General features: G+C 72.2%; 11 protein-coding genes and 1 pseudogene. 3 read left to right on the top strand and 9 right to left on the bottom strand.

Going from position 1 to position 13,428, the window contains the following annotated elements; translation table 11 throughout:
* Nucleotides 1-151: 151 nt before the first annotated feature.
* From ACIP98_RS36860 to ACIP98_RS36870, 3 genes are all read right to left on the bottom strand, one after another.
* The gene (locus tag ACIP98_RS36860; RefSeq protein ID WP_319665191.1) at nt 152-685 is read right to left on the bottom strand and encodes a universal stress protein; all 534 of its coding nucleotides are present in this window, start codon (nt 683-685) and stop codon (nt 152-154) included.
* Entirely contained in the window at nt 682-1,638 is a 957-nt protein-coding gene (locus ACIP98_RS36865; protein ID WP_319665192.1) for a universal stress protein, read from the bottom strand. Before ACIP98_RS36865 ends, ACIP98_RS36860 begins: the two co-directional genes overlap by 4 nt.
* 944 nt (nt 1,639-2,582) lie before the next feature.
* Entirely contained in the window at nt 2,583-3,509 is a 927-nt protein-coding gene (locus ACIP98_RS36870) for a universal stress protein (RefSeq protein WP_319665193.1), read from the bottom strand.
* 341 nt (nt 3,510-3,850) lie between these two features.
* Between ACIP98_RS36870 and ACIP98_RS36875 the strand changes: the two genes are divergently transcribed.
* Nucleotides 3,851-3,994 (top strand): hypothetical protein, encoded by a 144-nt coding sequence (locus ACIP98_RS36875; RefSeq protein WP_319665194.1) that lies wholly within the window; start codon nt 3,851-3,853, stop codon nt 3,992-3,994.
* Nucleotides 3,995-4,567: 573 nt separating this feature from the next.
* Complete coding sequence (locus tag ACIP98_RS36880; protein ID WP_319665195.1) at nt 4,568-5,254, top strand: pyridoxamine 5'-phosphate oxidase family protein; 687 nt, start codon at nt 4,568-4,570, stop codon at nt 5,252-5,254.
* Between the two features lie 195 nt (nt 5,255-5,449).
* Here ACIP98_RS36880 and ACIP98_RS36885 read toward each other — a convergent pair whose 3' ends face one another.
* From ACIP98_RS36885 to ACIP98_RS36910, 6 genes and pseudogenes are all read right to left on the bottom strand, one after another.
* Complete coding sequence (locus ACIP98_RS36885; RefSeq protein ID WP_319665196.1) at nt 5,450-6,097, bottom strand: cysteine hydrolase; 648 nt, start codon at nt 6,095-6,097, stop codon at nt 5,450-5,452.
* 544 nt (nt 6,098-6,641) lie between these two features.
* A complete protein-coding gene (locus ACIP98_RS36890) occupies nt 6,642-7,091 on the bottom strand; it encodes an Rrf2 family transcriptional regulator (RefSeq protein ID WP_319665197.1) in 450 nt (149 codons plus the stop codon).
* 154 nt (nt 7,092-7,245) lie between these two features.
* A complete protein-coding gene (locus ACIP98_RS36895; protein WP_401980549.1) occupies nt 7,246-8,469 on the bottom strand; it encodes an MFS transporter in 1,224 nt (407 codons plus the stop codon).
* 755 nt (nt 8,470-9,224) lie between these two features.
* A complete protein-coding gene (locus tag ACIP98_RS36900) occupies nt 9,225-10,328 on the bottom strand; it encodes a Gfo/Idh/MocA family protein (RefSeq protein WP_401980552.1) in 1,104 nt (367 codons plus the stop codon).
* Nucleotides 10,329-10,437: 109 nt separating this feature from the next.
* Nucleotides 10,438-11,188, bottom strand: a pseudogene (locus ACIP98_RS36905) (SDR family NAD(P)-dependent oxidoreductase).
* Nucleotides 11,185-12,384, bottom strand: a complete 1,200-nt coding sequence (locus ACIP98_RS36910; RefSeq protein WP_401980555.1) for a cysteine desulfurase-like protein — start codon at nt 12,382-12,384, stop codon at nt 11,185-11,187. Before ACIP98_RS36910 ends, ACIP98_RS36905 begins: the two are co-directional and overlap by 4 nt.
* Before the next feature lie 229 nt (nt 12,385-12,613).
* Between ACIP98_RS36910 and ACIP98_RS36915 the strand changes: the two genes are divergently transcribed.
* Nucleotides 12,614-13,360 carry a phosphotransferase gene (locus tag ACIP98_RS36915; protein WP_319665204.1) on the top strand — a complete coding sequence of 249 codons (747 nt, stop codon included), beginning with the start codon at nt 12,614-12,616 and terminating at the stop codon, nt 13,358-13,360.
* The last annotated feature ends 68 nt before the right edge of the window (nt 13,361-13,428 follow it).

Genomic DNA, 13,428 nt, shown 5'->3' on the forward strand with positions numbered 1-13,428 from the left:
CGGACCGCTCTGCCGCCCGAAGACTTGCCCGCGGCCCTCCACGACGAGGGCGACGACGTGGCCATGATCGCCGTCCGACGGGAACGGACCGCGCCGCCCGCGGTCCATGGCGTCGAGCCCCTCGCCGGCGGTATCCGGCGCCTGCCGTCGATCATTGGTCCCGCGCGTCCGGCGCGTCCGGTGCGTCCCGGCGCAGGCTCGCCGCCTCGGGTCCGGGCGCGGCCGGCTGCGGCTGCTCCTGGCCTCTGACGATGACGATCGGGCACGGTGAGTGCTGGGTACAGTGCTGTCCCACCGATCCCAGCAACGCCTCGGCGAACCCGCCGTGTCCACGGTTCCCGAGCACCAGCAACGAGGCGCCTTCGGCCGCCGCGAGCAGCACACCCGCCGGTGTGCCGTACTCCACGCGGCTGTGGATGTCCACCGCGGGCTCCGCCCCCGTCACGGTGGCGATGGTGTCGTCGAGGACCTGCGCCGCCGCGCCATCGAGATTCAGATCCTGTCCCATGGGGGGCATCCAGCCGAACGAGCCGTAGAACTGTGGGTACTCCCACGCGATCACTGCGTCGATCACCCCGTCCACCAGCGACGCCTGCCGTACCGCCCAGGCGAGCGCCTCCTTCGAGGACGGTGAACCGTCGACACCGACCACGATCCGCGGCCTGTTGTCCTGCTGCGTACTCACACTGCCTCCTCGGCGACGGTCCCGTCGGCGCGACCGCGCGACCGTTGGTGACGTGAGGTCTCATCGCCGCTCCCGCCGTCCGGGTGCGGTACGACGACGACCGGCGAGCGCGCGTGGTGGAGAACGCCCTGGCTGACCGATCCCATCAGCATGCCGGTGAAGCCGCCGAGGCCGCGCGAGCCGACGACCAGTCCCCTGCAGTCGGCCGAGGCGTCGGTGAGCGCCTGGACGGGGTGCCCCCGTACGACCTCCTGGCGGAGGTCCACGTCCGGATGGCCGGCGGCAGGCCCTTCCACCGCTCGGGTCAGAGCCTGCCGTGCCTCCTCCTCCGCCGCCGACCTGTTCGGGCCGCCGAGCAGCCCCGGGTGCCAGGCGTACACGGCATGTAGGCCCACACCGTGCAGGGATGCCTCGTCGAAGGCGAAGTCCACGGCTGCCGCCGAATGCGTGCTGCCGTCCACACCGACGACCCAGTGCTTCTGCGTCTGCCCTGTGGCTGCCGACTCCGGGACGACAGCCACGGGACAGCGGGCCTGGGCGACCACCGGAAGGGTGACCGACGCGGAATGGAACAGATCCTGGGCCGTGGCCGGATGCCGGGAGCCGAGTACCACCAGCGCGGCGTCCTGGGCCTGCTCGCGCAGCACCCACACGGGATCGCCCTCGGCAAGCAGTGCGGAGACCTTCACGTCCGGCTGCCGGGACTCGGCGAACGCCACGGCCTCGGCCAGCAACTGCTCCCCCGCCGTGTGCAGGGCCGCGTTCCACTGCTCCCAGGAAGGCGGGACCTGGTCCGGCCGGTATCCGGCGGTGGGAACACCCTGGGCGTGCAGCAGCAGCAGCGGAAGCCGTCGCCGCGCGGCCTCGTCGGCCGCCCAGGTCAGCGCGGACCGGCGCTCGGGTTCCGGAGCGACACCGACCACGATGGGCCGGTGACCTGGTGAAACCGTCATCATTGCCTCCCAGGCGCACTGGTTCCCATGCGACCCTCGCCGCGTCACCGTCGCCCGCGGGAACGGTCTTCGCACGCGGTGGGAAAGGGACCCACGGCGCGCCTGGCGCGGCACGGCGACGGGGCACCGACGGGTACGGCGCCCGCTGGGCCCGCACGTCCCAGCGTGTGCGCGGACCTGCCGAGCCGCAATGCCGCGGCGCCCCCACCGGAGGCCGGCACAGTTCGGTTGCGTCGGCGGATGTCCGAGGTCCGGGGGCGACACCGTCCGCATCGCGGGGGCGATGACGGTACAGCCCGGCACTGACGTTTCCGTCCCTCCCCTGCTGCGTTTGTGCGGGAGGGAGCCCAAGCACTCATCGCTGATCGCTACGAAGTCACCGGGCGCTGTCGGCGGCGCGAGGTGGCCGCCGGAACCGAAGGCAGGGTCGTGCCGGTGGGGGAACCGCGCCGATGACAGTGACAGCGCCGCGTGCACCACAGGCCGGAGGCCCGGTCGTGGCGACGGCAGGGGGCGGCACCCGCGGCGTGCGGGGTCCGCCACGGATGCGCGCCCAACCGCGCTTCCGCGGGAGCGGCCCTCGGTCGAGGAGGGACACCCACCATGACAGCCGGATTCCCCGCAGCGGCCTCTGCGGACCTGCCTGGTGACGTACCGGGCAGGCGGCTCTCCCGCCGGGCGGTCCGCCGTCCGCCGGAGCCGACCCCGTCGGCTGGGCCGACCGGGTGGCCGAGGTTCCGGAGACGGCACGGGCAGCGACCGTACGCACCCACGACCGCCGGCGTCCCCGCGGTCGCTCGGGGGACGGAGGAGCACAGCGGTTCCCGGCCCGATCCGCCTTGCGCGCCGCCGCACTGACGGTCGTGGCCTGTCCCGCTCGGCCCGCATGCGCGTCGCGGCCGAATCCGCGTGGGTGTCCGGGCGCGGGAATGCCTGCCGTGTCCTCACGGCTGTGCCGTCGTAGGGACCGGAACGACCGCCACCGGGCAGTGCGCACCATGCAGCAGCGCGCGGGTGACAGGACCGAGCCGCGGACCGGGCCCGCCTGCGCGGCGATGCGCGGCCACAACGACCACGTCGGCGGTACGCGTGGCCTCAAGAAGAACGTGGGGCGCCGTACCGTGGACGGTTTCGATGTCGGTCGCGACTTCCGGGTGGGCCTTGCCCAGCCGAGCGACCGTCCGGATCACTTCCGAGTGCCCCGTGAACACTCCCTCGGAACACTCGCCCGTCCGCTGCCTTCGGGGCGCGGTCGGCTGGGAGGTCCAGGCATGCAGGACGGTCAACGAGACGTGGCGGCGGTCGGCCTCGGCCAAAGCGAACGCCGCCGCCTCGGTGTCGGCGTCGCTTTCCAGGCCCAGCACCACGTGACCGTGTCCAGTGGGTCGCGCAGGTGACTCCCCGCGCACCACGAGCAGCGGACACGCCGAGTGCGCGGCCACATGGAGGCTCACCGAGCCCAGGAGCGCGCCCGTGACAGCGCCGTGCCCCCGCGTCCCGACCACGGCGAGACCCGCGTCGCGACTGCGGCGCACCAGCACTCCCCCGGCGTGCCGGTCGACCAGCGAGGTACTCACCCGCAGGCCCGGGCGCAGTTCGGCGGCGCGTGCGGCGGCCGACGCGAGCAACGCCTGCGCGACATGGTAGGGGCGGACCCCCTGGCGCGCGGCCTTGCGGTGGCCGCCCCAGGGCTGCCCGTGCAGGATCTCCAGCCGCACATCACGCCTGTCGGCCTCCGCCACCGCGGCGTCCAGCGCACGCCCGGAGGCCGGCGAGCCGTCCACCCCGACGACCACATGTCCGAACAACTCCGGGTTGGGCGGCGGCTCCCACCACGTGGAGCCCAAGTCCTGGTCCGGATCCGCGTCCATCGTGCCCCTCCTTCGCTCTCCAGGCGCGATGCTTCATCGGCCGTCGAGACCAGCGTGAACGCGGTGAGCCGGCGGCGCCCGGGGCCGGACGGCCCCCATGCACGGGCCGAAGCGCCCCGCGGCGCCTGCGGGACCGGATTCCGCGTCCGGCGGCCGCATCTGACGGCATGTCACATAGCCGTGTGGTCCCTCGTCCGTCGCCGGGTACACGAGGCTCAGCGGGCGGGGGCGTACCCCCGGCGGTTGCCTCGCCGACGAGGGCCTCGCGGGTCATCCCCGTCGAGCCCGGGTGGGGCGGGGGGACCGCCTGGCGGGCCCGGACTGCCGAGGGAGGCGATTCGGTGGCTCCGCCGATCTGGGACTGGACCTCGTGGACGTGGATGGGGTGGGCGTCCTCCGTGAAGTCGTGGATCTCCGAGACCTCGGTCCCTGCCGGCGCCGGGTTGTCCGTGGTGGGATCGTTCTGCCGCAGCGGGACCGGCTGACCGCGTCGGCCATGGAACCGAGCGGGAGCTGCCGCGGCCCGACGTGTGGAAGGATGCGTCCCCGCGACGTGCCGCTCGCACGCTCATGGCCGATGACCATCCGCGGACCAGCCAACCGCTGCACCGCCTTGCCGGACAGCGCCGAACGGCCTCGATCGCACGACGCACCTCGGACGCCCGGGGGCCGTGTCCGGCACGTCAGCCCGGTTCCCTTCGCGGCGGAACGGCCTGGCCGGACAGATGGCCGGCGGATGAATCGACACCCGTGCCTGTGCCACCGCTCTCGCGATCGCCGCTGGTGTCCATCGGGACGGCCTCCGGCCACAGAGCCTCGTCGGGTGCCGTCGCAGCGGCAACGGCGGGCCCGGCGTCGGAAGCCCCGGAGCCTCGGGTCTCCAGCCGAGTGGCCCCAGCCGCGCTGGGAACGCCGCGGTGCAGAGGCACCAGATCCGCACTGGCTCGAACGGCTACACAGGCAGCCGCTGCACTCGGCCTGCCGATGAACCCCGTCGCCCGGCCGACAGGACCGCGGCCGCCGACGGTGACATCCTCGACGGTAGGAGGTGCAGAGCCGTGAGCGAGAACCGCATACCCTCCCACGCGCCTATCGGCACGCCGAAACCTGAGCCGGGCGAGGTGGCTCGCCGTGTGACGCAGCGCTGCGCGATGCTGGGGATCAGCCGTGAGGAGGTGGCGCGTCGGGCAGGCATGTCCCCCCACTATCTGAAACTGCTGCAGGAAGCCGGTGCCGACTTCGATCCCGCCGGTCTGCTCCGGATTGCCGCGGCGCTGCGCACCACCCCTGGCGAACTGCTCGGGGGCGCCGCTGACCAGCCTCCGGGGCAGGGCCCCACCGCGTCTCATCCGGTTCTGCAAAAACTCGGTCCTGAGGAATGCCGGGACAGGCTCGGCACGCACGGAATCGGCCGCGTCGCGATGGCCACTTCCGAGGGACCGGTGGTCCTGCCGGTCAATTACACCGTCCTCGCCGGCAGCATCGTCTACCGCACGGATCCCGACGCGGTGACGGCTGCCGCGCCGGGAACCGAGGTCGCCTTCGAGGTCGATCACGTCGACGAGGCGATGAGCTCGGGATGGAGCATCCTGACCGTCGGCAGGGCCGAGCACGTCGACGATCCCGGCGTCGTGCGGCAACTGTCCGAACAAGCGGCGACGGCCCCATGGGCCGGCGGGAAACGCGACCTGTGGGTCCGCATCAATCCCACGCGGGTGACTGGGCGAGTGATTCGAACCGCCTGATCGGCTCGACCTGTCGACGCGGGGGAAACGGGGTACGCGGCCTCCCGGCTGGAACACGGCCGCTCCTGACCAGCGGAGTCGGCGGTCGGCGGCGACAATGCGGAGAGCCGTGGATCACAGGGCACGCGTCCGCTCAGGATCATCGGCCCGGAACACCCGTCGGAACGTCATCCCTGTCTCCCGGCTCCGCACTCCTCAGCGCATTCCATCGAGTACTTCGTCAGTCGACAGCAGCGCATGCGCAAAGAAGCGGTAGTTGATGATCGCCGCCTGGTAGCCGTCGCCCCAGACCGGGTGCCGGGGTCCGGCTGTGGCATCCCTGACCACGGCGACCTCGAATCCCTCCTCGACGAGGTGACGCAGGTGGGACTCGACGCACATGTTGGCCAGCATCCCGCCGAGAATGATTCTCTGCATTCCGCGCTTGCGCAGTTGCAGTACCAGGTCGTTGGTTTGCGGTCCGAATACCTTGTGTGGGCTGGCGACCACCGTTCTGCCGTCTTCGATATAGGGCTTGAAGCGGTCGAGCCAGTCTGCTCCGGAGTTCCGGAACCCGGTGAGATCGAGCTGTCCCGCCCGTGCGAACGTGTGGGTCTCGAGCTCGCTCGTCTCCAGCGGCCCGTTCATTCGCCACCCGTTGTCGGTCGGGTAGAAGTAGTGGGGCGAGATGAAGACCTCGTATCCGCCCGCCTTCGCCGCCTCGAAGATCCTCTCCATGTTCTCGACGGTCCGGTTCTCCGTGACGCTCGCTCCCACCACGTCCCAGTTCGCCCCGTGCTCGCTCAGCACGTCGTTCTGCGGGTCGATGAACACCACCGCCGTGTCGGCCTTCTTGATTTCCACGTGACGCTCCTCACGCGATCACACACCACTGGTGCGGGGTGACAATTGTTCGGTACAGCGGAGGTCTTTCCGAAGCACATTCCGGTGGTCCGGTGACGCGAGGTCTGTTCCCGAGCGGATGCGGCGGATTGCGTCGCCGATCGGCCGCACGCGAGTGCCGCGCTCACCTTGGGGGCCCGCGCCCCGAGGAGGCGCTGTCTCTGCCGTTCGACCCTCCGCCCACTTTGCCCCATCGCGGGGCGTTCTGCATGGCCGAATGGCCGCACCTCGGTCGCCGCCCCTCCTCGACGCCCCTCCTCGACGCCCGTCATCCCGCCACGCGGCCTGCCCGTCGGACCTGCCAAGCCGGAGTCGAGGCGCGATCACTGAGGCGCGGTTTCAGGCGGGAGCGTTCCTTGTGCCGGGACGCGCGCCTCGCATGCCGTTCAAGCGGCTTGTGAGGCCGGCGCCCTTGCGGAACTCCCCCGGCGTGTCCGAAGCCAGGTCCTGACGCAGGGCGGCATCACCTCTCCCGCCGGCGGAGGACGCCATCGGAGTCCGGGCTTCAGAGGGGGCGGACCTTCGCCCCCTGCTCGGCGAGGACATCCCGCAGCATGTCGGCGATCGTGGTGCGGGCCAGTTGCTGCCGCATCTGCTGTTCCAGGCTGCTGTACACCTGTTGCAGGGCCGGCCGGATTCCGAAGCCGACCGGGCAGTCGGCGTTCGGCGGGGTGTGGTGCATCCCGAACGGGCCTTCACCCTCCACGGCGAGGTAGACCTCGAGCAGGGTGATCTCTTCGGGCTCCCGCTTCAGGATCCAGCCGGCCCCCACACCCCTTTTGGCCTCCACCAGTCCCGCCTTGCGGAGGTCGCCCAGGCATCGGCGGATCACCACGGGGTTGGTGTTGACACTTCCCGCGATGCGCTCCGAGGTGGCGACCTCGTTGTTCTGCCGGTCCAGAGACATCCAGGTCAGTACATGGGTCCCGATCGTCATTCTGCTGTTGGCACTCACCTTGGCCTCCTCTCCGGCTGTCCGGGGCCCTTGTCCACCCCGCTCCTCACGATCCCGCATCGTAACATTCAAGGTTACATCGCCATGGCGCAGTCCCTCACCGGGCCGCGGCGCCGTGCACGTGGGCGATGCACGCGCCGTCACCGCCCGGAGGTCAGCCGAGCGGCAGGCGGGGGCGGATCTGAGTGGCCGCACTGAGCAGTGCGAGCGTGCTGCCGACGGCGAAGCCGGCCCACGTGCCGTATCCGTCGACGACGATGCCGCCGATGAACGACCCTGCGGCCAGTGCGATTTGGCATGCGCTGACCAGGAGCGCCATGCCGCTTTCGGGGGCTTCGGGGGTCGCGCGCAGAATCCAGGTCTGCAGCGCCAGGGGCACCGCACCGAATGCCGCTCCCCAGACCACGACGAGGGCGACCACCGCGGGTGCCGCGCCTGCCGCGGCGTTGAGGAGGGCGGCTGCGGCCGCGACCAGGACGGCCGAGACGACGTACACCGAGCGCAGACGGCGGCCGATCACCGCGCCGGCGGCGAAGTTGCCGGCCAGCCCCGCCAGACCGTAGATCAGCAGGACCGCGGTCACGGCCGAGGACCCGAAGTGTGCCCGATCCTCCAGGTACGGCGTCACATAGGTGTAGGCGGCGAAGTGCCCGAAGAAGATCAGCACGGTGGCCAGCAGGGCGACACGGGCCGCGGGACTGCGCAGAGCGGAGGTGAGTGCGGCCAGGCGGATCGCCCCGGTGGGCGGCAGCGCGGGCAGCCTCACCGCCAGGGTGGCCAGGGCCAGTAGAGCGGCACCGGCGGCCACGACGAACGCGGTGCGCCACCCGGCAAGGTGGCCCACCAGCGCGCCGAGCGGCAGGCTGACCACCGTGCCCGCCGAGATTCCGGCGGTGATCAGTGATGTGGCCCGGTGGACGGCCCGGGCGGGCACCAGTCGCGCGGCGACACCGGCGCCCATGGCCCAGAATCCGCCCACGCCGACGCCGAGCAGCACCCGGGCGGTCGCCATCACGGCCATGTTGGGTGCCATGGCTGCCAGGGCGTTGGATGCCGCGATGAACAGGGCGAGGACGATCAGGACTCTGCGCCGGTCCAGTCGCCCTGACGCCATCGTGACCAAGGGAGCCGTCACCGCGGCCATCAGACCGGGCACGACCACCACCAGGCCGACCGTCCCGATGGACACACGCAGGCTGGAGGAGATCACCGGCAGCAGCCCGATCGGCAGGAACTCCGACAGCACCAGGACAAAGGACATCAGCGCGACGGAGACGACGGCCGACCAGCCGCCTCGCGGAGAGCGCCCGCCTCCGACCACGCCATGCATCGACTCCGGCTGCTGGACGGCCGAAGCCGTGCGGGAAGGGTTACTCATGCTCTCTCCTGGAAGGGCCTGGGCCCCGTTGATGCGTCCCGCGTGGGACACGAAGGCTGCGCTTCACAGAGACGGAAGCGGGCAAGCGGTCACGCCGGTGTGACCTGAGAACGCGGGCGGGCGTTCGCCCGGGCGACGTTCAGCCTGGACCGCCGCACACTGATGTAACAAGGTATGTTACATCAGGCCGGCCGGTACCGGGGCGGCCGTCCCGGAGCGGGCCCACCGCCGGAGGGTGGCCGGGGGCCGCGAGCCGGGGGGTTCCGGACGGGGGCCGCGCCGCCGCGACGCCGGTGGAGCCGCTGCTCCCGCCACCGCGGACGGGGCCGAAGCGCGGGCGGTGCGAGAAGCACACGTGACAACGCATCGTGGACGCGGTCTTCCACGCGGTGCAGACGGGCTGCGCGTGGCGGCAAGTGCGGTACGACGTCCCGCCCCGGCAGACCGTGCACTCGTACGTCGTACGTCGTACGTCGCACGTCGTACGCCGGCACGGCGAGCGCACAGGTCCGCCGGCCGTAGGGCGAAGCGGGCCACCGGCGCCCGCGCCGTAGCCGCGCATCGTCGTATTGACCGGCGCCCGGCACGACGTACACGCGTCCATGCGTCCATGCGTCCATGCGTCCCCGGAGATCCGTCCCTCCCGGGTCTCGGCAAGAAACCGAACCGCGGGATCGGCAGCTCGGGACGCCGCTCAGTGTGCGCCGGCCCGTGAGGTGCCGGGGTACGAACCGCGGCGCTTCACGGCCGCGGGATCAGCGGGCCGCCCACGCCTCCAGCGCGGTCGTCACCGGCGCCCCCGTACGCGCCGACTCCTCGACGGCCAATGCCAGCAGATGGTCCTGGCAGCCCTCGGCCAGCGGATACGGTTCCGGGCCGGCGTCCCGGACCCATGCGCCCGTACGGCACAGCAGGTCCACCACCGCGAGGTCGTCCTCGGACAGGCTCGCGCCCAGGTAGTCGTTGCGCCACAGCACCCGTCCGTCGAACGAGATGTGGTGCACCTCCGCCCCTTCGAGGTTGAGGTCGGTGCCGGTACGGCGGCGCATCAGCGCCGACTCCACCGGCGTGCGCGGGTCGGCCATCCGCACCACCGTGTCGTCCACGATCTCGCCGAGCGAGCCGCGCACCACGATCCGGCGGGCGCGCAGCGGATTCCACCACTGGTTGTCCGTGAAGTCGTAGACGCCCGTGCGGGCCCCGCCGAAGTCCAGGAGAGCAAGGGTGGTGACGGCGTCCTTGGGCGTCAGGTCGTCCGACCAGCCGCCGGGCGACAACGGGTCGGCGAGCGGGGCGGTGAACGCCCGGGCCGTCACCGTCACGGGCCCGCAACCGACGTCCAGCGTGTGCCGGATCAGCGACATCGCGTGGTACATGTGGGTCGAGGACACCTGGACGGACGTGACCTCGCCGATCGCCCCTTCCCGTACGAGGGCGATACGGGCGGCGTGGCCGGGCATCAGTGTGTACTGCTCCGCGACCTGGACGAGTGCGCCACCCCCGGCGCGCGTCGCGCCTCCCACGGCGTCCCACAACTCCCGCAGCCCGTTCACGTCGGGCGCCGGCGGCGTCTCCGCGAGGACCGGCACCTCCTGCTCGACGAGTTCCCGTACGACCTGGGGCGTGACCTCCCACGGCACCGACGGGATCACGAACTCCGGCTTGCTGCCGCACAGTTCGCCGACCGTCCGGAAGGCGGGCACCCCCCACTCGGCCTCCACCTGGGCGGCGCGTTCGGCCGAGCGCGTCACCACGCCCGCCACCGCCAGCCGTTCGGGCAGCGCCCTCGCCAGCCGGGCGAAGAACTCGGCCCGCCAGCCACTGCCCACGATGCCGAACCGTATGGGTGCTGCGCTCACGTGTCCGTTCCTTCCCACAGCCGGGCCGCGAGTCTAACCCGGCGACCTGTGCCGTACGCCGCCGGGCGACCGGCCGCCCGCAGTGCCCGCCGCCCGTCCGCCACTGTGGTCAGCTGCGCAAGTAGGAGGCCCCGTTGACGTCGATGACGGTGCCGCTGGCGAACACCGCCTCCGGCGAGGCCAGCCACAGCACCGCGGCCGCGACCTCCTCCGGGTGGGCCACCCGCCCGAAGGGCGACTGCCGGCGCACCGCCTCGCCCTCCGGGCCGTCGAGGACCGAGCGGACCATGTAGGTGTCCACGAAACCCGGCGCCACCGTGGCCACGCTGATGTTCCGGCCGGCCAACGCCACGGCCATCGACTGCCCGAAGGCGTTCAGCGCCGCTTTGGACGCGCCGTACGCCGGGCAGTCGGGTTCGCCGCGGAACGCCCCGCGGCTGGACACGTTGACGACCGCACCGCCGCCCGCCGCCACCAGGTGCGGCACCGCGCAGAAGGTCGCGTTGGCCGCGCCGGTGAGATTGGTTGCCAGCGTCGCCGACCACACCGCCTGCCACTGTTCGTACGAGGTACTCAACGGCGGGTGCGCCAGGAACACGCCGGCGTTGTTGACCAGCACGTCCAGGCGCCCCAAGATCCGAGGCGGCGGTGTCCACGGCACGCCGCACCGCCTCCGCGTCGGCCATGTCCGCCCGGACGGTGACGTGCCCCTGGCCCGGAAGCGACGCGGCCACCTGCTCGGCCTCCCGCACCGACCTGTTGCAGTGCACCGCGACCCGGTCCCCGGCCCGCGCGAACGCCTCGGCGACGGCCCGGCCGATGCCCCGGGACGCGCCCGTGACCAGCACTCCGCGGTTCACCCGGCCACCGCCGCGACGCCGTCGATCAGCCGCTGCACGTCCTCTTCGTCGACGTACGGGGCGAGCCCGGCACGCACCGCGCCGGTGTCGCCGAGCCCCAGCAGCCGCGATGCCTCCAGGGCGTAGAAGTTGCCCGCGGGGGCGTTCACACCGCGCCGTGCCAGCCGCTCGTAGACCTCCCGGCCGGGCACTCCCGCCACCGAGAAGAACACCGTCGGGGTACGGCGCGCCGGCGCGCCGTACAGCCGCACCCCGCCGATGCCCGACAGACCCTCCAGCAGCCGTTCCAGCAGCTTCTGCTCGTATGCCTCGACCGCTCGCATCGACTCCAGTACCCGGCTGCGCCGGTCGCCCGCCGAGGACGCCAGTGCGGCGATGTAGTCCACGGCGGCGGTGGTGCCGGCGAGCATCTCGTACGGCAGGGTGCCCAGTTCGAAGCGTTCCGGCACGTCGTCGGTGGACGGCAGCAGCTTGTCCGGGTGCAACTGCTCCCACCGTCCGGGATCGGCGACCACGACACCGTGGTGGGGGCCGAAGAACTTGTAGGGCGAGCACGAGAAGAAGTCGGCGCCCAGGGTGGCCAGATCGACCGGCGCGTGCGGCGTCACGTGCACCCCGTCCACGTACAGCAGGGCTCCGGCCTCGTGGACGGCCGCGGCGATCGCCGCTATGTCGGGGCGGGTACCCAGGACGTTCGACGCCCCGGTGACCGCCACCAGCCGGGTCCGGCCGGACAGCTGTTCCCGGACGGCGTCGACGCTCAACTCACCGCTCGCGGGATCGAACGCGGCCCACCGCACCGCCGCACCGGCGGATTCGGCCGCCTGGATCCACGGCCGGATGTTGGCGTCGTGGTCGAGGCGGGTGACGACCACCTCGTCACCGGCTGTCCACTGCCGCGCCAGGGCACGGGAGACGTCGTACGCCGCCTGCGTCGCCGACCGGGTGAAGACGACGCCGCGCGGCGCGCAGCCGAGCAGGTCCGCCATGGCCTGCCGCGCCTCCTTGACGACGTGCTCGGCACGGCGCTCGGCGGCTGTCACCGCGCCCCGGTTGGAGATGCCCGAGCACATCGCCGCGGCCATCGCCTCGGCGACCTTGCGGGGCACCTGTGAGCCGCCCGGCCCGTCGAAGTGGGCCACCTTTTCCTTCAGCGCGGGGAAGTCGTCACGGATTCGCAGGACATCGAGATGCATGCACCCATCCTGCCGGGGCGCGGACACCGCGCGCGCCGGGTCGCACGGAACGGATCCGGCCCCGCGGCAGCAGCCGTGGCAGCCGGCAGCACCGACGTCGCGATCGTGTCCGCATACAACCGCCAGGGCGAGTCCGGCGACCCGCCGGGTATCGGGGCGCGGACAGCCGCGTCGTCGCACGCGGCAAACCCGGCGACGTCGGCGATCGTCCCCGGGATACTGGTCGACCATGGATGAGGTCGAAGTCGTCGTCGCCCATTCCGAGCGCGCGACGCTGCGCGTGGGTGACGTGTTCTTGAAGGTGGACGCCGATCAGGCACGCATCGACGTCGAGGTCGAGGTGATGTCCCTCGCGCCGGTCCCGACCCCGGAAATCCTGTGGCGCAGGCCGCCCGTACTCGCGCTCGCCGCACTCCCCGGGACGACACTCGGGGTCCTCGGCGGGCCCGCGACCGGGTCGCGCGCGGCGTGGGCCGCGGCGGGCGCCGCCATCCGGAGGCTGCACGACGCCCCTCTGCCACCCCGGCCGGGCCGGGCCGGGCGGAGCATCGCCGCGCTGGCGGCGGAACTCGACGCCGAGTGCGCGTTGCTCGTGACCAGCGGCCTCCTGCCCGCCGACATGGTCACCCGCAACCGCCAGGTCGCCGAGGCCGCGCTCCGGCCGTGGACCGCGGCCTTCACGCACGGCGACCTGCAGATCGCGCACGTCTTCCTCGACGGCGACGAGGTCACGGGCATCATCGACTGGTCCGAGGCGGGCCAGGGTGACGCCCTGTACGACCTCGCCACCTTCACGCTCGGACACGAGGAGCACCTCGACGATCTCGTCGCCGGCTACGGCGCCGACATCGACCTCGACGTGATCCACGGGTGGTGGTCGTTGCGAAGCCTGCTGGTGATCCGCTGGCTGGCCGAGCACGGCTTCGACCCGTTCGCGCCGGGCTGCGAGGCCGACGTGCTCAGATCCCGGATGTGAGGTCGCGCGGGCCGGACTGCTGCGTATGCGTTCCGACGTATCCGAGCAGGCCGTTCGTCCGGGACGCC

The sequence above is a fragment of the Streptomyces sp. NPDC088354 genome (assembly GCF_044753585.1).
Classification (GTDB): domain Bacteria; phylum Actinomycetota; class Actinomycetes; order Streptomycetales; family Streptomycetaceae; genus Actinacidiphila.